The 18,845-nt window shown below is 61.0% G+C and carries 18 protein-coding genes; 3 read left to right on the top strand and 15 right to left on the bottom strand.

All coding sequences use genetic code 11. The features are described from left to right. Positions 1 to 4: 4 nt before the first annotated feature. The 9 genes from V6B08_RS08110 to V6B08_RS08070 all read right to left on the bottom strand — a co-directional run bounded on the left by V6B08_RS08110 (position 5) and on the right by V6B08_RS08070 (position 9,201). Positions 5 to 1,294 (bottom strand): TRAP transporter large permease, encoded by a 1,290-nt coding sequence (locus V6B08_RS08110; protein ID WP_341979482.1) that lies wholly within the window; start codon positions 1,292 to 1,294, stop codon positions 5 to 7. After that, the gene (locus V6B08_RS08105; protein WP_341979479.1) at positions 1,291 to 1,836 is read right to left on the bottom strand and encodes a TRAP transporter small permease subunit; all 546 of its coding nucleotides are present in this window, start codon (positions 1,834 to 1,836) and stop codon (positions 1,291 to 1,293) included. Before V6B08_RS08105 ends, V6B08_RS08110 begins: the two co-directional genes overlap by 4 nt. A gap of 35 nt (positions 1,837 to 1,871) precedes the next feature. Then, the gene (locus V6B08_RS08100) at positions 1,872 to 2,633 is read right to left on the bottom strand and encodes an enoyl-CoA hydratase/isomerase family protein (RefSeq protein ID WP_341979476.1); all 762 of its coding nucleotides are present in this window, start codon (positions 2,631 to 2,633) and stop codon (positions 1,872 to 1,874) included. Positions 2,634 to 2,635: 2 nt separating this feature from the next. Continuing rightward, entirely contained in the window at positions 2,636 to 3,862 is a 1,227-nt protein-coding gene (locus V6B08_RS08095; protein WP_341979474.1) for a CaiB/BaiF CoA transferase family protein, read from the bottom strand. Next, on the bottom strand, positions 3,859 to 5,130 hold the full coding sequence (locus tag V6B08_RS08090) for an acetyl-CoA hydrolase/transferase family protein (protein WP_341979472.1): 1,272 nt from the start codon (positions 5,128 to 5,130) through the stop codon (positions 3,859 to 3,861). Before V6B08_RS08090 ends, V6B08_RS08095 begins: the two co-directional genes overlap by 4 nt. Positions 5,131 to 5,132: 2 nt before the next feature. Then, the gene (locus tag V6B08_RS08085; protein ID WP_341979470.1) at positions 5,133 to 6,005 is read right to left on the bottom strand and encodes an HpcH/HpaI aldolase/citrate lyase family protein; all 873 of its coding nucleotides are present in this window, start codon (positions 6,003 to 6,005) and stop codon (positions 5,133 to 5,135) included. Then, the gene (locus V6B08_RS08080) at positions 6,002 to 7,003 is read right to left on the bottom strand and encodes an NAD(P)H-dependent flavin oxidoreductase (protein WP_341979469.1); all 1,002 of its coding nucleotides are present in this window, start codon (positions 7,001 to 7,003) and stop codon (positions 6,002 to 6,004) included. The genes V6B08_RS08085 and V6B08_RS08080 overlap by 4 nt, the downstream gene beginning before the upstream one ends. A 27-nt stretch (positions 7,004 to 7,030) precedes the next feature. Further along, entirely contained in the window at positions 7,031 to 8,197 is a 1,167-nt protein-coding gene (locus V6B08_RS08075; RefSeq protein WP_341979468.1) for an acyl-CoA dehydrogenase family protein, read from the bottom strand. A 164-nt stretch (positions 8,198 to 8,361) separates the two neighbouring features. After that, entirely contained in the window at positions 8,362 to 9,201 is an 840-nt protein-coding gene (locus V6B08_RS08070; protein ID WP_341979466.1) for an IclR family transcriptional regulator, read from the bottom strand. Between the two features lie 122 nt (positions 9,202 to 9,323). Between V6B08_RS08070 and V6B08_RS08065 the strand changes: the two genes are divergently transcribed. From V6B08_RS08065 to V6B08_RS08055, 3 genes are all read left to right on the top strand, one after another. Beyond that, complete coding sequence (locus tag V6B08_RS08065; protein WP_341979464.1) at positions 9,324 to 10,379, top strand: TRAP transporter substrate-binding protein; 1,056 nt, start codon at positions 9,324 to 9,326, stop codon at positions 10,377 to 10,379. 248 nt (positions 10,380 to 10,627) lie between these two features. Beyond that, positions 10,628 to 11,308 (top strand): ImuA family protein, encoded by a 681-nt coding sequence (locus V6B08_RS08060; protein WP_341979461.1) that lies wholly within the window; start codon positions 10,628 to 10,630, stop codon positions 11,306 to 11,308. 247 nt (positions 11,309 to 11,555) lie between these two features. Then, positions 11,556 to 13,256 carry a sensor domain-containing diguanylate cyclase gene (locus tag V6B08_RS08055; RefSeq protein WP_502258301.1) on the top strand — a complete coding sequence of 567 codons (1,701 nt, stop codon included), beginning with the start codon at positions 11,556 to 11,558 and terminating at the stop codon, positions 13,254 to 13,256. Here V6B08_RS08055 and V6B08_RS08050 read toward each other — a convergent pair. The 6 genes from V6B08_RS08050 to V6B08_RS08025 form a co-directional block, all read right to left on the bottom strand. Continuing rightward, positions 13,253 to 13,978 carry a TetR family transcriptional regulator gene (locus tag V6B08_RS08050; RefSeq protein ID WP_341979457.1) on the bottom strand — a complete coding sequence of 242 codons (726 nt, stop codon included), beginning with the start codon at positions 13,976 to 13,978 and terminating at the stop codon, positions 13,253 to 13,255. The genes V6B08_RS08055 and V6B08_RS08050 overlap by 4 nt on opposite strands. A 146-nt stretch (positions 13,979 to 14,124) precedes the next feature. Beyond that, positions 14,125 to 15,132, bottom strand: a complete 1,008-nt coding sequence (locus tag V6B08_RS08045) for a beta/alpha barrel domain-containing protein (RefSeq protein ID WP_341979455.1) — start codon at positions 15,130 to 15,132, stop codon at positions 14,125 to 14,127. Between the two features lie 2 nt (positions 15,133 to 15,134). Further along, positions 15,135 to 15,965, bottom strand: coding sequence for an ABC transporter permease (locus V6B08_RS08040; RefSeq protein WP_341979453.1), 831 nt, complete (start codon positions 15,963 to 15,965; stop codon positions 15,135 to 15,137). Between the two features lie 45 nt (positions 15,966 to 16,010). Continuing rightward, the gene (locus V6B08_RS08035; RefSeq protein ID WP_341979451.1) at positions 16,011 to 16,814 is read right to left on the bottom strand and encodes an ABC transporter ATP-binding protein; all 804 of its coding nucleotides are present in this window, start codon (positions 16,812 to 16,814) and stop codon (positions 16,011 to 16,013) included. A gap of 88 nt (positions 16,815 to 16,902) precedes the next feature. Next, positions 16,903 to 17,862, bottom strand: a complete 960-nt coding sequence (locus tag V6B08_RS08030) for an ABC transporter substrate-binding protein (RefSeq protein ID WP_341979449.1) — start codon at positions 17,860 to 17,862, stop codon at positions 16,903 to 16,905. 424 nt (positions 17,863 to 18,286) lie between these two features. After that, the gene (locus tag V6B08_RS08025; RefSeq protein ID WP_341979447.1) at positions 18,287 to 18,820 is read right to left on the bottom strand and encodes a cupin domain-containing protein; all 534 of its coding nucleotides are present in this window, start codon (positions 18,818 to 18,820) and stop codon (positions 18,287 to 18,289) included. Between the last annotated feature and the right edge of the window lie 25 nt (positions 18,821 to 18,845).

The raw sequence follows: 18,845 nt of genomic DNA, 5'->3' as shown, positions 1-18,845 counted from the left end.
ATGCCTATTGCGAGATGGTTGATGGCAGCCAGAGGACCAGGCCCGGGAATGCCGCCAACAGGAAGATCACCAGCAGATGCGCTGCCACATGCGGCGCCACGCCGATGAAGATATCCTTAACCGGTATCTTGGAATAGGCCGAAACCACGAAAACATTCAGGCCCACCGGCGGCGTGACCAGACCGACCTCGGCTGTGACGATGATGATGATGCCGAACCAGATCGGATCGAAGCCCAGAGCGGTCATCACCGGCAGCACCACCGGCACGGTGAGGAACAGAATCGCAATCTGGTCCATGATGCAGCCGAGCGCCAGATAAAGCAGGATGATCAGGCAGAAAATCACCCAGCGCGATACATCCAGGCCGCCGACATAGGAAACCAGATCCTGGGTGAAGCCGGTAAGGGTGAAGTAGTAGCCGAACACCTGCGCGCAGATCACGATCAGAATGATCATGCAAGTGGTGCGCGAGGCATTGAACAGGGCCTGCAGGCAGGTCTTGAAGTTAAGGCGGCCACGGATCGCGGCAATCACCATGGCGCCGAAGGCACCAAGGCTGGCGGCTTCTGTGGGTGTGGCAATACCGAGATAGATGCAGCCCGTCACCAGCATGATGAGGGCCAGCATCGGGCCAACCACGCGGAGCGACGCCAACTTCTCGCGCATAGAGTAGCTCGAGCCCGCCGGCGCATGGGAGGGATTGATCGCCACCAGCACCAGCACCGTGAGGATGATTACGGCGGTCACCAGGATGCCGGGGATGATGCCGGCAATCAGCAGCTTGGAAATGCTCACCTGGGCGATCAGACCATAGAGCACGATGGCGATGGATGGCGGAATCAGCATGGCAAGCGTGCCGGAAATCGCCACCACGCCAGAAGCCAGTCGCGGATCGTATTTATGCCGGATCATCGCCGGGATGCTGGTGCCCGACAACGTCGCCGCTGAAGCCGTGGATGAACCGGAGATGGCGCCGAAACCGGCACCGGCCAGGGCCGTTGAAATGGCCAGGCCCGCTGGCGTGCGACCAAGCCAGACCTTGGCGCTGTCGAACAATTCCTCGGCGATGCGGCTGACGATGATGAACTCTGCCATCAGCATGAACATCGGTACGGTGATGAGTTCATAGGACGAGGTGGTGGAGATCGGCGTGGTGCGCAGGATACCCAGCACCATGTCCAGACCGCCCTTGAGGTAGAGCCCGATCATGCCGGCAATGCCGAGCGAGAAGGCAACCGGCATGCCAAAAATCAGCAGCGCGAAAAGCGCGATGAGACCAGCCGCGACAATCATTCTACATGCTCCCCGGCGTGGTGATGCTCACCTTGTGCCTCAAATACACGCCCCTCCATCAGAGCCTGGGCCCGCAGCACGATGCCGACCGCCATGCTGATCAGCAGCAATCCGACGCCGACCGCGCCGAAGGCCTGCGGCGGCCAGGTCGGCCACGGGATCGCACCATCCACCACTTCCTTCTCGATGAAGGCTTCCCAGCCGGTTTCCGCCATCTTCCAGAAGATCAGCGAGAAAAAGACGATGGCGGTGCAGTAGCCGACGATCTCGAAGAAAGCGAAGACCTTGGTGCGGCGGAAAGCATCGAACATGTCCACCTTGATATGGCCGCCACGGCTGAAGGTATCGGCAAGAGCCGGGAAGAAGACCAGCGTCACCAGGTACATCGAGATCAGGTCGAAAGACCAGCTTAAGGGCGCATTGAACATGTAGCGCAGCACCACATCGACCACGATCACCATCATGATCAGAAACAGCCCAAAGCTGGTGAGGTAGAGAAAAGCCGTTTCCAGCTTTCCATAGCGTTTCAATAATCCCGTCATGTCTCCCCCGGCTTATTCTTTTTTGGCCGACGCGGTCAGCGACCCCGCCATTGCGGCTTGCGTTTCTCCTTGAAGGCGCGCGGGCCTTCCTGGGCATCTTCGCTGCGATAGACGCGGTCGAAGACGTGATTGGCAGCGCGCAGCGCCGCAGAACGCCCCATCTCGGCAGCAAGATACACGGTCTCGCGCGCCGCCCGCACGGTCAAGGGGGCACAAGCCGCGATCCGCTCGGCCATGGCGATGGCAGCCGGCATCAGTTCGGTCGGCGGCACCACATGGTTGACGAAGCCAATCGCATGCGCGCGCTTGGCGTCGATGGGATCGCCGGTAAGCAGCAGCTCCATCATGATGCGCTGCGGTATCATATTGGCCAGCGGCGTCGCCCAGGGCATGCCGCGCCCCACCTTGCCTTCAGTGATGGCGAATGTGGCCGTCTCGGAAGCGATGCAAAGATCGCACATCTGCGCCAGCAGCCAGCCGCCGGCATAGGCCACGCCGTTCACCGCCGCGATCACCGGCTTGGTGACATGCACGCTATCGCCCAGCACCGGAATGAAACCACGTGGTGGCACGCCGATCATGGTATCGGCGGCTTCCTTGAGGTCCATGCCGGCACAGAAAGCTTTCTCCCCGGTACCGGTGAGAATCGCCACCAGGGCATCGTCCTCGGCCTCGAAACGCTCGAAGGCTTCACGCAGGCCGCTGCGCACGGCCTTGCTGATGGCATTGCGCTGCTCAGGCCGATTGATGGTGATGATGGCAACAGCGCCACTGCGCTCGTAAAGAATCTCACTCATGCTCAGGCCTTTCCACTCCAGCGCCGGATCGCGCCGCGCTGTTCGTATCCTTCCAATTCCGCATCGCTGATGCCGAGTTCGCGCAGCACCTCCGCTGTATGCTCGCCCAGCATCGGCCCGGCACGCTCGAAACCGCCAGGCGTATCGGAGAAACGCACCGGACTCTCAGGAAACAGCATCGCGCCATCCAACGGATCCTGCAGGGTGCGGAAAAAGCCGACATCGGCAAGGTGAGGATCGGTATAGAGATCCGCCATCTCGTTCAGCCGCGCTACCGGGATCTCGGCCTCGTTCAGCAGCTCCATCCATTCGGCGGAGGTCTTCTGCGCTATGGTCTCGGCAACGAATTCGCAGAAGGCGGCTATATTGACGCTGCGTTGCGACTGGCTGATGAAACGTTCGTCCTTGGCCAGGTCTGGCCGTCCGGCCAAAGCGGCAAAGCGCTGCCACTGCTTGTCATTGTAAACCAGCACCGAGATATAGCCGTCGGCGGTCTTGTAGGGCCGGCGGTAGGGCGTGACGGTTCGGGTATAGACCGGTCGGGTCAGCGGCGGAACATAGGCAGCGCCAGCGATATGCTCGGCGAGCAGGAAAGACGCCATGATCTCGAACATCGGCACTTCGATTTCCTGCCCCTTGCCGCCGCGCTGGCGGTGGAACAGGGCGGCCATCAGCGCATAGGCAGCGCTCAAGGCACTGACCTTGTCGCCAAGCACGGTAGTGACATATTGCGGCTCGGGATTGATCTCGGCCTGCAGCATCGCCATGCCGCTCACCGCTTGGATCGTATCGTCATAGGCGGCACGGCCGGAATAGCGGCCCTCGCGGCCATAGCCATAGAGGCTGGCATAAATGACGCCAGGATTGACCGCCGAAACGGTTTCATAATTCAGCCGCAGCCGTTCGATCGCCGGCTTGCGCATGGAATGCAGCACGATATCAGCGCGCTCGACCAGCTTGAGGCAGAGTTCGCGCCCCTCCTCCGTCTGCAGGTCCAGCACAACACCACGCTTGCCGCGGTTGAGATTGGCGAACATGCCGCTGCGGCCCTTGGTCTTGGTCGGGCCGACATAGCGCGAGGTATCGCCGAGCGGGCTTTCCACCTTCACCACATCGGCGCCAAGATCGGCCAGAATCTGCGTACAGTAGGGCCCCATCAGCACCGAGGTGAGATCGACCACACGGATGCCATCCAGCGGTCCGGGCTGCTTCGCGGCTGGCTTGGTCATGCGGCACTCTTGCTTGCACCATGGGCAGCGCGCTCGAGCACCTCGCGATGCGCCGGATGGGCGATAGCGATCAGTGCCTTGGCGCGCTGGCTCAGGGTCTTGCCGCGCAATTCGGCGGCGCCGAACTCGGTCACCACCACATCCACATCGCTGCGCGCCGTGGTCACCGGACCACCCAGGCCGGCGACGATGCGGCTGACTTCGCCATTCTGCGCCGTCGCGGGCAAGGCGATAATGGAGTGGCCACCACGCGAGGCCGAACCGGCACGGACATAATCCACTTGGCCGCCGACAGCGCCGATATACTGGCCGCCAGCGGATTCGGCATTCACCTGGCCGCTCAGATCGACCTCGATGGCCGAATTGAGCGAGATGAAATTGGACAGCCGCGACAGTACCGCGATGTTGTGGGTATGCGACAAGGGATGCATGCGCACCAGCTTGTTGCGGTGGCAAAAATTGTAGAGCCGTTTGGTGCCGATCAATGCGCCGGTAATGATCAGGCCGGGATCGACTTCCTTGTAGGCATTGGAAATCGCGCCGGCTTCCACCAGGTCGACCACGCTGTCGCCCAGCATGCCGGAATGGATGCCCATGTCGCGGCGGTCGCGCAGACCGGACATCACCGCCTCCGGCACCGCACCAATGCCGACCTGCAGGGTGGCACGTTCCGGGATGAAATTCTGCACGAAGCCGGCGATGGTGCGGTCGAGATCGGTAACCGGTGCCGCCGGCAATTCGATCAGCGGCCGGTCGGTGGCAATCAGGTAGTGAATCTCGTCAGCGGTCAGCGGTTCGGCGCAAGGCACCTGCGGCACCTGGGCATTCATCTCGGCGATGACTACCCGCGCGCGGCGCACGGCGGCGCGGATATAGTCGCTGATCAGGCCAAGGCTGTAATGCCCGTTCTCATCGGGCGGCGACACCTGGATGAACACCACATCGCAGGGCAGCAGGCCATCAGCGACATAGCCCTCCATCTTCGAGACATGGCAGGGCAGGATATCCAGCACGCCCGCCTTGGTCAGCCGGCGATGGGTGCCGGCGGCGCCCATGGCGGCAAAGCGGATGTGGTCGGCATGTTCCGGCTTCAGCGTGTTGGAAAAGCCCGAGCCCATGAAAGCCTGCACGCCGCCAAGGCTGGCGCGCTGCTTGAGCAGGATTTCCACCAGCGTGGTTGGCTCGCCGCAGGCCTGGCCCCACATGATGGTATCGCCTGGCCGGATCAGGCCCTTGAGATCAAGGCTATCGGCACTGACGGTCTGCATGATCACTTGCCTGCTTCGAGTTTGGCGGCCATGGCGAGGATGGCTTCGGACCGCTTCAGGATCGGGCCATCCACCATCTGGCCCTTGAAGTCGATGGTACCGATGCCGCGCCGCGTCGCATCCTCATAGGCAGCGATCAGGTCGCGGGCGTGGCTGATCTCGGCCGCCGTCGGCGCATAGACCTCGTTGCAGATTTCCACCTGACGCGGCAACAGGCAGATCTTGCCGCCATAGCCGAGATTGCGGCCTTTCTCGGCATCGAGCCGGCATTGCTCGTCATCGCGGATATCCACTACCGCCTGGTCGATGGCAATGGCGCGGGCCGCCTTGGCCGCCAGCACCACCTGCGAGCGGGCATAAAGCACTTCATCGCCGGCCTTGGTGCGGCGGGCGCCGATATCAGCGGCGAAATCCTCGGCGCCGAAAAATGCCGAGGTGATGCGCTCATGCGCGGCACAAAGCGGCACGGCATCGATCACACCGCGCATCGATTCGATGCCGGCCATGATCTCGATGCGGCGCTTCGCCTTGTCCTGGCTTTCGACACGGGCAATGGCATGGCTGATCGGGAAAATCTGGTCGCGCTGTTCCAGCTTCGGCAGCACCAGGCCATCGATATCGCAGGCCACCGAGGCTTCGATGTCACGGATATAATGCTGCGAGACCGGCTCGTTGATGCGGACATAGATCTTGCCCTGCAGCTTGGCGGCGCGCAGCATCTGCACGGCTTCGTTCAGCTTGGCGCGGGCGCCCTCCTTCTCGGCAGGCGGCGTGCCGTCCTCCAGGTCGATGACATAACAATCAGCCTGGAAACGCGGGAATTTGGCCAGCAGGTCGTGGCGGTTGGCCGGGGCGAAGAACAGGCTGCGGATCATGCCGCACCGCCAAAGGTCTTGCGGTAAGAGGCGCAGGCTTCCTCGAAGATGTCTCGCACGATCTGGCCAGCAGGCTTCACCTGATGGATCAGCGCCACGCTCTGGCCAGCAGGCAGTACGCCATTGTCGATATCACCCTCGATACGGCCCTTGATGGTGGCCGGCAAGCCGACTTCCTGCATCTGGCGGGGATAGGGCAGAATCTTGTCCTGATTCCGCTCCCAGTAATTGGTGAAGGCATTGCGCAGCATGCGCACCGTCTTGCCGCTATGGGCGCGGCTGATCACCGTGCCTTCGTCATCGCGCGCCACCAGTTCATTCTTGTAATTCTCATGCGCCCGCGCCTCTTCCGAGGCGATGAAGCGCGTGCCCATCCACACACCGACTGCGCCGAAGGACAAAGCTGCCAGCAGGCCACGGCCATCGGCCAGGCCACCACCGGCTATCACCGGAATCTTCACCGCTTCGGTCACCGCCGGCACCAGGGCCGCGGTGCCAACGCGGCCGACATGGCCGCCGCCATCGCCGCCCGAAGCGATCAGCATATCCACGCCTTCCGCTTCCAGCAGCTTGGCCTGGCGCACATTACCCACCACGCTCATCACCAGCATGTTGCGCTCATGCGCTTCCTTCACCACGCCGAGCGGATTGCCGAGGCCGGAAATCAGCACCGGCACACGTTCGTCGAGGCTGACATTGATCTGGTCCTGCACCTGGGTGGTATAGGCCACCGCCGCATCGTCGTTGCCGCTCACCTTGGCGAACAGGATATCGACGCCGAACGGCTTGTCGGTGGTATCGCGAATGACACGGATTTCGCGGCGCAGTTCATCGGCGGTAAGATAGCCGGCGCCGATGACGCCCAGGCCGCCCGCAGCGGAAACCGCGCCGGCCAACCGGCCATAAGCAACCTGGCCCATGCCGGCCTGCATGATCGGATATTCCAGGCCGACGCGGCGGCACAATTCAGTGGAACGCAACAGCTTCTCAATCGACACGATAGCTTCTCCGCTGGGGTTTCTTGCTTAGTAGGATTTCGGCAGGCCGAGCACGCGCTCGGCGATGAAGCTCAGGATCATCTCGCGGCTGACCGGCGCGATGCGCGGGATCATCACCTCGCGCATGTAGCGCTCGACGTGGAATTCCTTGGAATAGCCGTAGCCGCCGTGGGTCATCACCGCTTGGGTGCAGGCCTTGAAGCCGGCTTCGGCCGCGAGATACTTGGCGGCATTCGCCTCGGCGCCGCAGGGTTTTCCGGCGTCGTAAAGCTGGGCGGCACGGAACACCATCAGGTTCGCCGCTTCCAGTTCCATCCAGTTCAGCGCCAACGGATGCTGGATCGCCTGGTTCTTGCCGATCGGCCGGTTGAACACCACGCGCTCCTTGGCATAGCGCGTGGCGCGGTTGAGCGCGGCGCGGCCAAGACCAACGGCCTCGGCAGCCAGCAGCACGCGCTCGGGATTGAGACCGGCAAGGATGTATTCGAAGCCACGGCCTTCCTCGCCGATGCGGTCATGCACCGGGATTTCAAGGTTATCGATGAAGAACTGGTTCGAATCGATGCACTTGCGGCCCATCTTCTCGATCTCGCGCGCCTCGCAACGCGTGCGGTCGAGATCGGTGTAGAACAGCGAAATGCCATCGGTGGCCTTGGCGCATTGCTCGCGCGGCGTGGTGCGGGCCAGCAGGAACAGCTTGCTGGCGCGCTGCGCCAGCGTGGTCCACACCTTGCGGCCATTGACGATGTAACGATCGCCCTTCAGCACCGCTTTGGTCTTGATATTGGTGGTATCCAGGCCGGCATCCGGCTCGGTGACGCCGAAGGCGGCGATCACCTGGCCGCTGATGATCGGCGGCAGCATGCGCTGCTTCTGCTCCTCGGTGCCGTAGCGGGCAATAATCTTTGGCGCGAAGACATTGAGATGGATCGCCGAGGCCCCGCTCATGCCGGCACCGGATTCGGCAATCGCCTGCATCATGATGGCGCCCTCGGTGATGCCGAAGCCGGCACCGCCGCAATCCACCGGCATGGTCAGGCCAAGCCAGCCACCCTCCGCTAGCGCCTGCTTGAACTCCTCCGGGAATTCGCCATCGCGGTCGCGGGCAAGCCAGTAATCGTCGCCAAACTTGGTGCACAGGCGGGACACCGCATCCCGAATCGATTGCTGGTCGGCGGTCAGGTCGACAGTCACGTTTCTCTCCCAATTCCCGGCCGTCGCCCGATAATATGTTCTTATATCGGAACAACGTGCTTATATTTGAACATCGTAGGGAAAGGTCGGCGGCAAAGTCAATAGGGTTGTCGCAAAACGGGGTGGCGCGTTTACGCGCAGACTACCGGACAGAATTGAAGGGCTTATTTGCTGCCGGGATAGCGGCCGGAGAAGCCAAGCAGGCGCGAGGCACGCTCGCCGTAATCATGGGTCATCGCTGAAAACCGGTCATGCTGCGAACGCAGCCGCGAGATCGGCGCCGCCACCACCAGCACGCCGCAATTGCGGCCATCGCGGTCGAAGATCGGCGAGCCGATGCCGCCGGCGCCATCCACGATCTCTTCATGCGAAACACCGATGCCGGTGGCGCGGATCGCCGCCAGGATGCCAAGCACTTCTTCCTTGTGCATGCGGCGGCCGCCATTGGGCTGCACCAGTTCAGTGTTATCAAGATAGAAATCGATTTCGGCTTGCGGCTGGTAGGCCAGCAGTATCTTGCCGAAAGCCGAGCAAAACAGCGGTCTACGCGTACCAATAAGCGACGAAAAGCGGATTGCGCCACGGCCCTCGACGATATCGACATAGACGCCATGGCGACGGTCATCGCCCATCACACCGAGCAAGGTGGTCTCGCCGCTCTGCTCCATCATCTCGCGCAGCAGTGGATGCATGCGCGCGGTGATCGAGGAATCCGGCGTCGCGCGGCTGGCAACCAGGGCACCGAGCCGCATCGTCTTGGCACCAAGTTGATATTGGGCGCCAAGCTGGGTGACGTAGCCGCCGGCTTCAAGTGAACGCAGCAGGCTGAGCAGGCTGGTCTTCGGCGTTTGCAGTCGCTCGGCCAGACGCGCCAATGACAAGCCATCGGGCTCGGCGGCGAGCAATTCCAGCGCCTGCATCACGCGCAACGGCGAACGCGGCCCTTCCGGCTTGCCATCCAGGGTGGCCTTGACACGGTCCGATTTAGGGATTGCACTGTTCATAATATTGAATATAGTTCCGATATAAGAATTAAGAAAGACGGGTTGTGTCCAGTTCAGTCCTTTCATGCCGAAAGCCGGGACGAAAGTACAGCCCCCGAAACAAAAAACACCCAGGAGGAAACATGCGTAAAACTTTGAAATTGCTTGTATCAGCCGCCATCATCGGTGTTCCGTTGGCAGCCTTGGGGCTGGCCCAGGGGGCCCAGGCCCAGGACAAGGTCACGACGCTGCGCGTCGCTGATTCCTTCCCTGTCGGCCATTTCATTTCGGAACGCGGCACCAAGCCGTGGATGGAGGAAGTGACCAAGCGGACCAATGGCCGTATCAAGTTCGAATATTTCCCGGCGCAGCAGCTCGGCAAGGCGCAGGATCTGCTCAACCTGACCCAGAGCGGCGTTGCCGATATCGGCTATGTCGGCATGTCCTATGTTTCCGACAAGATGCCCTTCTCCAGTGTGGCGCAGCTGCCCGGCAGCTTCACCACCGCCTGTGAAGGCACCACGGCCTACTGGAAGCTGGTCAAGGGCGAGACCATGACCAAGAACGAGTTCGCGCCGAACAAGGTGCGGGCCATCTTCGCCATCGTGCTCGAGCCGTATCAGTTCTACACCACCACCAAGCAGGTGAAGACGGTGGAGGATGTGAAGGGCCTGAAGCTGCGCTCCACCGGCGGCGCAATGGATATCTTCGCGCGCAAGATTGGCGCCATTCCGGTGCGCATTCCGGCGCCGGAAGCCCGTGAATCGCTCTCGCGCGGCACGCTCGATGGCCTGATCTTCCCGAATGAAAGCGTGATGTCCTACGATCTGCAGAGCTTCGTGAAGTTTGGCACCAAGGGCGGTAATTTCGGCTCCTTCGTCGCTTCCTACGTGATCAGCGACGCGGTGTTCAACAAGCTGCCGAAGGATGTGCAGAAAATCATCACCGAAACCGGCGACGCCACCACAGCCAATATGTGCAAGGTGGTCGATCACAGCGTCGAGGAAGCCCAGGCCAAACTCGCCGCCGCGGGCGTGCAGTACCACACGCTGACCGCCGCCGAGCGCAAGCCGTTCGATGATGTGTCGGATGAAGTGGCGCGCGACTGGGCTGAAACCCTCGACAAGCGCGGCAAGCCCGGCACCCAGGTGCTGAAGGAATTCCGCGCTGCCCTGGCGGAAGTACGCGGCAAGATGTAGCCCAATCCTGGCGGCTGGGTCCCTCTGGACTTGGTCGCCGGCTTGAGCCTTCCCGGAACGGCGGCATCCTGCGATGCCGCCGTTCTCATTTCTGCGTCACCTGTGCAGACGGCGAAGGGAACCCTGTATCTGGTGGCTGGCATTCGCGTTCTCATACAAAATAGTGGAAAATTCAAGTTCATAAAAAGAACATTTTGCGATTTTATAAGATCAATAGTAGAACATATGCCTCAGCCACGGAGGCCACCATGCATTACAGCCCGATCCCCCGCAGCCCAGCGCCCCTTTTCAGCCCGGCCATTGACCATCTGCGCCAACAGCTTTCCAGGCTCACCAGCGGCGGATTGATCGGCGGTAGTGCTCTCAAGCTTGGCCTGCCAGAGATCGAGCAGGCGCTGCCCGGCCAAGGCCTGGCGCGCGGCGCCCTGCATGAAATGACCGGGGATCGCGGCGCCATCACCGGCTTCCTCGCGGCCCTGCTCGGACAAAATCCGCGCTGTGGCGAAGTGCTATGGGTAACGCCCGATTCCAGTCTCCATGCGTCTGGCCTCTTGCAGTTCGGCCTCGATCATCGCCGCCTCACCATTGTCTCCGCCCGCCGAGCCGATGATCGTCTGTGGTCGATCGAGGAAGGCTTGAGCGAACTCGGCTATGGCGCCGTGGTGGCCGAGATCGACAGCATCAACCTGGCCGAGACACACCGCCTACAGAGCGCTGCCAAGCAGGGCGGTGGCATCGGCTTCCTGCTGCGCCGCGATAGCCAGCCCTCTGCCGCACTCACACGCTGGCATATCGATTGGGTTAACAGCGACGGTTATCGCCCCTGTTGGCGCCTGCGCCTGGAGCGTTGCCAGGGGAGCGAAACCAGTCTCGCCTGGAATATGGCATGGGATGACGCTGCACTCTCTTTTCACCTTGTTGCGCGTTGACAGAAACATTGCTGACGACAACCAACCGGAACTTCGAGTATTCTGGATTATGTGTGGGGCGACAGCTTAGGCGAAATTTCCGAACGTCATTACTTTTCCGCGCCTTCCAACACCATCCCTCAACCAAACCAACGTAGACGAAGCCGGAAAACCGGTTCATCTCACCAGAACCTGCGGCTAGACTGGTGGTGATTTAGGCCGGTAAGGAAAGGGAGCTGGCTTGCGTGTTGCCGCCGCCATCGGACGGATGTCCGTGCAAGTACAAATGGCCGTAGCCGTTGGAGCGCTTTGCGTCCTGCTGGTATCAATGGCCTCGGCGGGCGCGGGCTGGTTTGCGCGCCAACGCACCGCTGAACTAGTCAGCGGCCATATGGCCGATCTCGCCGTGGCCATGGCAGCGCGGCTGGATTATGACATGTTCGAGCGCTATCGCGAGATCGGCACGCTCGCGAAGTTGGAACCCTTGCGTGATATCTGGACCGGCGATCCCGTTGTGCTCAGGTCAAGCCTGGAGCAATTGCAGCAGAGTTATCCTGATTATGCCTGGATCGGCTTTGCCGATACCGCCGGCACGGTACGCGCCGCAACGCGCGGCATGCTGGAGGGATTGTCGGTGGCGCAGCGCCCCTGGTTCAGCGGTGGCTTGGCCGGACCTTTCGTTGGCGATGTGCATGATGCGGTGCTGTTGGCCAAGCTGCTAGGCCCGCGCAGCGATGACGAACCCTTCCGCTTTGTCGATGTCGCGTATCCAATACGAGACAAGGATGGCCTCCTGCTCGGTGTGCTGGCTGCGCATATGAGCTGGGACTGGGCGGCGGAAGCGCGCGATGTGCTGCTGCGGGAATCTCGGCCCAGCCGTACCCGTGTTTCCATCCTGGACCACAATGGCCGGGTGCTGCTGGGCGAAAGTCGTGGCCGCATTCTGCTTGATCAGAACACCATGAAGCATCTGTTGACGCAGAAGCGCGGCGTCGGCATTTACTTTGGCGCCCAACCAGAGCAATGGCTCACCGGTTTTGCCGCCACGCGCGGCCATCGCGATTATCCGGGACTCGGCTGGGTAGTGATCGCGCAGCAGCCGGCCAACGTGGCGAATGCTCCGGTGCGCAACCTAGTGGGTATTACCGCCGGCATTGGCCTGCTGCTCAGCCTCGCCGGTAGCCTGGGCGCCTGGCTGCTGGCGCGGCGCCTGACCCACCCGATCCGGAGCTTGACCACCGATGCCGAACGCCTCGGCCGTAGTCTCGGCGGCGACACCCTGCCGCGAGCCGGCGGCTCGCGTGAAGTGGCGGAATTGTCGCGCGCCTTGCGCTCGCTGCTGCGCCGCATCGGCCTCGCCGAGGAACAACTCGCTCATGCCGCCGAGGATATCGCTTCCAAGAATGCGGAAGCGCGAAAACTGACCAGCGATGTCGAGCGCCTGCGCCAGCTTGCCGAAAGCGATCCGCTTACCGGCCTGCTGAACCGTCGCGGTTTCCTCGACTCAGCCGAGCGGCTGGTCTCCCTGGCCCGGCGTTACAATCGCGCTATCGGCATCGTGGTGGTGGATATCGACCACTTCAAATCGGTGAATGATACCCATGGCCATGCGGTGGGCGATCTGGCCATCCGCGCCGTGGCCGAACGGCTGAAGGCGGCGGCCCGCGACAGCGATCTGGTTGGCCGCTTCGGCGGCGAGGAGTTCGTTGTGATATTGCCGGAAACCGATGCCGCCGCCACCAATGCCTATGCCGAGCGTGTGCGCAGCATGATCGCGGAATCTGGCATTGCCCTGCCGGAAGCACCGCCGCTGAAGTTGACCGTCAGCCTGGGCTGCACCGTATTCGCCGAAGCGGACGAGGATATCCAGGATAGCATCGACCGCGCCGATGTGGCGCTCTATAAAGCCAAGTCGACAGGCCGCAACCGGGTGATATTCCAGCAGCCGTCCATGCCGAGGAATGCCTAGCCGATATACTTGGCTGCCAGTTCCGGACGCACACAGAAACGCAGCACCATTTCTTCCACATGACTGATGCGTTCGGCGACATTCTGCCGCGACAGCAGATTCTGCCGCAGGATCACCGACAGCGTGTAGCCGTTGGATAGATAGTGATAGACCAGCGACGAGAGCGAGATATAGAGCTGCAACGGCTCGATCTCGGCGCGGAACACACCGGCCTTCTGCCCCTTCTCCAGCACCCGGCCAAGATCGCCAAACAGCGGATCATAGATCATCCGGATCTTCTTCGAGCTTTTGATATGGGCCGCCTTGTAGAGATTCTCGGTGTTCAGGATCGAAATGATTTCCGGCGTGCGGATCAGTGCCTTGGCGGTTTCCGCCACCAGTTGCCGCAAAGCCTCCACCGGCTCCAGTTCAGCGATGGCGATTTCGCCATGGCGGCCGCGGAAGCGCTCGTAGATCGTTTCCAGCACGGCGACGAATAGTTCTTCCTTGCTGCCGTAATAGTGATACAGCATGTTCTTGCTGAGATGCGTCTCGGCAACGATGTCGTCGACCCGGGCACCGTCATAGCCCTTGGTGGCAAAATGCCGCAGAGCCGTCTCCAGAATAAGCCGCCGGCTCTGTTCCGCATCGCGCTTGCGCTTCGGCGCCGTCGATAGCGCTTTGGCAGTCGATTGTGCTTTAGCCGCCGCGCCGCGCCGTGAGGACAGAGTCTTCTTCACCATGGTCATAAGCCCGCTTCAGACAAACGTTTGCAAATAGGGGCGACCCGCTTCTGCCCGTTTGAATCAGATGCGGTTGATTCTCAATCTATACTATAGACTGACTGGGCTGTCCCTAGTTTTGCTATCTTTTCCGCTGAAAAGCCGGATCAGGGCTTGCCGGTGGCAAGCCCGCGGTTGATATCACGTGCGATGGTCCAGCCGCGATAGATAAAAGCGGAATAGAGGTCGATGCAGGCGGCACCGGCCGATAGCATGGCCCGGGCATCGGCCGCAGTGAAGACACCGCCATTGCCCTTGATCGACAGCCGGCCATTGGCCAGCCGGACCGCCCGCTTAAGATTTTCCAAGGCGGCATCGGCAATGGGACGGCCATGGAGCGTACCGCGCCCGGTGCCAAGCCCCGGCTCCGGCACCGGCCGGCCACCGCCGATCTTGATCCCGGCCACACCTTCCGCCACGGCGGCCTCAAGCAACGCGCCAAGCAATGCATCGGATACCGCAACGTCATTCGGAATCCGCACCGTCACCGGTTTCTGCCGCTTGTCGATACGCCGCAGCACATCGCGCAGCATGCCGGTATAATCGAAAACCTCGCCCGGCTTCAGCACATTCGGACACATCAGGCTGAGTTCGACGATATCGACATAAGGCTCGACATCGACAAAGCCCTGCGCAATCTCCTCAGCGGAAAAGCCACCAATATTGCAGATCAGTGGGATGCGGCGGCGGCGATCGAACTGCTTAAGCCGCTCCACTGCATAGGCCCGCCCCTTGCTCGGCACCCCCATGGAGTCGGCAATGCCTTCTTTATCTGGATAGCGCACCAGGCGTGGAAATGGATTGCCAAAGCGGGGCACCGGCATCACCGAACCGACAGTGAGGAAGCCGAAACCAAGCTTGGACAGGCTATCCAGTAATTCGCAATTCTTGTCGAAGCCAGCAGCCAGACCGATCGGATTAGCCAGCTTGATGCCGGCATAATTGGTCTCGAGACCGGCACTGCCTTCACCCAGAGAAGTTTCCCGCAAACCGGAAAGCCGCGACAGCAATTGCCAGGGCAGCGGCCAGCGCAGGGCAAGCTGTGCCAGTTCGTGGGTGCGGTCCGGCGACAACCGGAACAGCAGCGGGCGCAGCGCCGTCTCGTAAATCGACATAATCAGATCATCTCGCGGCCACCGCCAGCGCCAATCATATGGCGCGGCACGATCAGCCGCTCGGCCAGTTCGACCAGCAGGAACATGCCGATACCCAGCAAGGTGAGGCCAAAGAGCAGAGCGAACAGCATCGGCGTGTCCATGGCGCCATTGGCGACAATGAGCTGATAGCCGAGGCCGGCATTGCCGCCAACGAACTCGCCCACCACCGCGCCGACCACGGCCAGTGTGATCGAAATCTTCAAGCCACCAAAGATCGACGGCATGGCGTTCGGCAGGCGGATCTTGAAGAAGGTGTCGATGGTGCCGAGACCCATGGCGCGGGCGAGATAGATCTTCTCTTTCTCAATCGATGTAAGACCCATAACCGTGTTGATGACGATGGGGAAGAAAGCGATTAGGAAGGCGATCAGCACTTTGGGTAGCATGCCGAAGCCAAACCAGACGATCAGCAGCGGCGCGACCGCCACCTTGGGCATCGCCTGGGTGGCAATCAGGATCGGGTAGATCGAGCGCGCGAAGAACGGCCAGAGGAAAATCGCCAATGCCAGCGGCACACCTACGGCGATACTGAGCAAATAGCCAAGCGCAATCTCCGCCGCCGTGACCCAGCTTTCACGCAGAATCAGCGATGCATTCTGCTGGATCGACTGGAATACGACCGTCGGCTTCGGCAGCAGGAATTCTGGCACATTGAAAACCAGCGTGAGAACTTCCCAGATCACCAGCAACACGAACATGGCGAAGAGCGGGTAAAACACCACGCTGAACTTCTCACGCCGCTCGAAATTGCGCCGGCGGCGTTCCACCGCAGCTTCGACATCTTCACTCATGGCACCCCCTCATAAATCGACAGGCCGGCAGACAGGCAGCCGGCATCACTCGCGCAGCACGCCGCGCGCCAGGAACATCTCCAGGATTTCGCGGTTATAGCGGTTGAATTCCGGGCTTTCGCGATCGATCAGACGACGCGGACGCGGCAGATCGATCTCCAGAACACGGTCGATCTTGCCCGGCCGCGGCGTCATCACGATGACGCGGTCAGAAAGGAAAACCGCCTCGGAAACGCTGTGCGTGATCAACAACACCGACATGGCGCGTTCACGGCAGATTTTCTGCATATCCAGGATCATCTGATCACGAGTCAGCGCGTCGAGAGCGCCGAATGGCTCGTCCATCAGCAAATGCTTCGGCTCATGCACCAAGGCACGGCAGATCGAAACACGCTGACGCATGCCGCCAGACAATTCATGCGGATACTTGTCTTCAAAACCCTCAAGGCCAACCGATTTCAGCAGTGCCCTGGCACGGCGTTCGCCCTCGCTTTTCTCGATTTTATGGGCCTCGGCCTGCAGCATGACATTACCGAGCACAGTGCGCCATTCCAGCAGCACATGGCTCTGAAAGACAATGCCGATATCGGTGCGCGGGGCGGTAATGGTCTTGCCGCCGGCAATCACGGCCCCGGTCGAAGGCGCGGATAATCCTGCCGCGATCATCAGCAAGGTGCTCTTGCCGCAGCCGCTGGGGCCGACAATGGAGAGAAACTCTCCCGGCCGCTGCTTGATGGTGGTCTCTTCCAGCGCCCTGACCGAGCCGGTGGGCGTGCTGTAGACCTTGGTTATGTGATCAATATTCAGATACGCGTCGTCCTGGCCGCGTACCGCTTCACCCTGTGTCATGCCGAACTCCAAGAGGCACCTGCTGGACTGTCCCGCCAGGTTTCAGGCCCGGCGGGACAGTATTGCATCGCTTAAGCCTGCGCCCGACTCATTTCTGAGGCGGAATGAAGGATGCTTCCGTCGGCACAAACTCATTGGTGTAGAGCTGCGACGTCTTCAGGTCCGCGGTCATGCCGCCGAACTGCTTGGCAACCTCGATGGTGGAAGCCCAATCCTGTTCCGACATCCAACCGAGCGGCTTGTCGGCTGTGTTAGGCGTCACCCAGTTGGTCCAGGAGATGCTCATCTCGCGGTTGGTAATCGCCGGAGTCAGATTCGGCTGATACTTCTTCAGGATATCGATCGCCTCCGCCGGATTGGCGCGACCATAGAGGAAGCCGCGCAGGCTGGCGGCAACGAAGCTCTTGATCACCGCCGGATCGGATTTGAGGAAATCGCTGTGGACTATAATGCCATTGGACACCGCATTAACGCCGCAATCGGCATACCACATGATGCGGGCATCCTGGTTGGCGCGCACTTCGATACCCGGGACCATGCCCTGGGCGAAGCCGGCGACGGCATCGACCTGACCGGCGATCATCGACGCGACATAACCGGCCGGATCGATATTCACCACCTTGATCTTGCTGCCATCCAGCTTGCAACCGCCGACAAAGGCCGGCCATTGCTGGAACTGGGCGGCGCCGGTGGCGATGCCGATGGTCTTGCCTTCGAGTTCCTTGGCCGAGGTGACGCTGGACTTCTGCAGCGCGATCACTGCGGTGGGATTGCGGCGGAACACGCCTGCCACCATCTTCAGGTCCATGCCCTTGGCAACGCCGTTGGTGACGACATAGCCATCGGCAAAGCCGAAATCGGCAACCTTGCTGGCGATGAGCTGAGCAGTGCTGCCCGAGCCCTTGCCCTGCTCGATGGAAACATCGAGGCCGGCTTCCTTGTAGAAGCCCTTCTCCTTCGCCACCACGAAGCCGCTATTCGGGCCGTTATGGATCCAGTCGAGCAGCATCTTGACCGGACGATCAGCCGCCTGCACGGGCTGCGCCATCAGCACCGCCGCGCCTGCGACAGCGGAAAACAGTACCGCCGCAAAGAGATGCGAACGAAGAAGTGTATGCCGGTTGAGTTGTTCCATTTTCGCGATTTCCTTCCGTTTAAACTGCGCCAGGCTTTGCAAATTGCAGACCATTCCGCCGCTTGCTCCACCGCTTGAACGCTTTGCCACCCCTAACGGAATCCGCTTGCGATCACGCATCGCCTGCAGCACCGATTTTCCTTACTTTACTAACTCGTCAGTTTTTATAGGCACAAAAAAAGCAGATGCAAAGCGGATTCCCACGCCGTCCATTCGTGTTCGAACGGCATTGTGCGCATCGCCGCGTCTCTGCTTTTTCAGCAGGTGCACGGTCGATAAAGGGGCATACGCACGAAATTTAGCCGCTTGCATCGCCATTCTCATCAAGCACTGCCGCTTAGTCAGTTTCAGACAAGTGCGCGGAGCGGCGCTGAAACAGCCTGTCATCCGCATAACCCATGGTCTCAGGCTTGGCACGGCCCAGCATGACCTGGAAGTAGACGCGCTCAAGGCTGTTGTTTTCATACCCATGGATCACGCCAGGCGGGCAGGAAATGCAATCCCACTTACCGAGACGCTTGGTAATGCGGTTGCCTTCTTCATCCTCGACGAAGACATCGAGATGCCCATCGAGCACGAAGAACACTTCTTCCACCTCATGGGTATGCGCGGCATTACCCTGGCCCGGTTCGACATACATGATCGACAGGGTCATGTTGCGCGCCGGAATAACGGTAGGATCGTTATGCTTGCCAGAGCCGCCGGCACCAATGAAGCGATGCTGTGCCCGCTTGAAGCCCTCGATCTTGGCATCCTCGAAAGCGGCCCAATCGGCACGCTTGTTACGGAACTCGCCAACATGGGTGGCAATGATCTGCTCCAGCGACATGCCCTCCAGTTCAGGGGGGCGCTTATGACGCGCGACACTCATGACAGTCTCCTTCTCACTCACGTTA

The sequence above is a fragment of the Ferrovibrio sp. MS7 genome (assembly GCF_038404985.1).
Classification (GTDB): Bacteria; Pseudomonadota; Alphaproteobacteria; order Ferrovibrionales; family Ferrovibrionaceae; genus Ferrovibrio; species Ferrovibrio plantarum.
Note: the sequence above shows the minus strand (reverse complement) of the source record. Positions and strands in the feature narration are given on the sequence as shown.

Coding starts and splice junctions, on each gene's coding strand:
- V6B08_RS08110 (WP_341979482.1), bottom strand. CDS start 1,294: ATGATTGTCGCGGCTGGTCTCATCGCGCTTTTCGCGCTGCTGATTTTT.
- V6B08_RS08105 (WP_341979479.1), bottom strand. CDS start 1,836: ATGACGGGATTATTGAAACGCTATGGAAAGCTGGAAACGGCTTTTCTC.
- V6B08_RS08100 (WP_341979476.1), bottom strand. CDS start 2,633: ATGAGTGAGATTCTTTACGAGCGCAGTGGCGCTGTTGCCATCATCACC.
- V6B08_RS08095 (WP_341979474.1), bottom strand. CDS start 3,862: ATGACCAAGCCAGCCGCGAAGCAGCCCGGACCGCTGGATGGCATCCGT.
- V6B08_RS08090 (WP_341979472.1), bottom strand. CDS start 5,130: ATGCAGACCGTCAGTGCCGATAGCCTTGATCTCAAGGGCCTGATCCGG.
- V6B08_RS08085 (WP_341979470.1), bottom strand. CDS start 6,005: ATGATCCGCAGCCTGTTCTTCGCCCCGGCCAACCGCCACGACCTGCTG.
- V6B08_RS08070 (WP_341979466.1), bottom strand. CDS start 9,201: ATGAACAGTGCAATCCCTAAATCGGACCGTGTCAAGGCCACCCTGGAT.
- V6B08_RS08065 (WP_341979464.1), top strand. CDS start 9,324: ATGCGTAAAACTTTGAAATTGCTTGTATCAGCCGCCATCATCGGTGTT.
- V6B08_RS08060 (WP_341979461.1), top strand. CDS start 10,628: ATGCATTACAGCCCGATCCCCCGCAGCCCAGCGCCCCTTTTCAGCCCG.
- V6B08_RS08055 (WP_502258301.1), top strand. CDS start 11,556: ATGTCCGTGCAAGTACAAATGGCCGTAGCCGTTGGAGCGCTTTGCGTC.
- V6B08_RS08050 (WP_341979457.1), bottom strand. CDS start 13,978: ATGGTGAAGAAGACTCTGTCCTCACGGCGCGGCGCGGCGGCTAAAGCA.
- V6B08_RS08045 (WP_341979455.1), bottom strand. CDS start 15,132: ATGTCGATTTACGAGACGGCGCTGCGCCCGCTGCTGTTCCGGTTGTCG.
- V6B08_RS08040 (WP_341979453.1), bottom strand. CDS start 15,965: ATGAGTGAAGATGTCGAAGCTGCGGTGGAACGCCGCCGGCGCAATTTC.
- V6B08_RS08035 (WP_341979451.1), bottom strand. CDS start 16,814: ATGACACAGGGTGAAGCGGTACGCGGCCAGGACGACGCGTATCTGAAT.
- V6B08_RS08030 (WP_341979449.1), bottom strand. CDS start 17,862: ATGGCGCAGCCCGTGCAGGCGGCTGATCGTCCGGTCAAGATGCTGCTC.
- V6B08_RS08025 (WP_341979447.1), bottom strand. CDS start 18,820: ATGAGTGTCGCGCGTCATAAGCGCCCCCCTGAACTGGAGGGCATGTCG.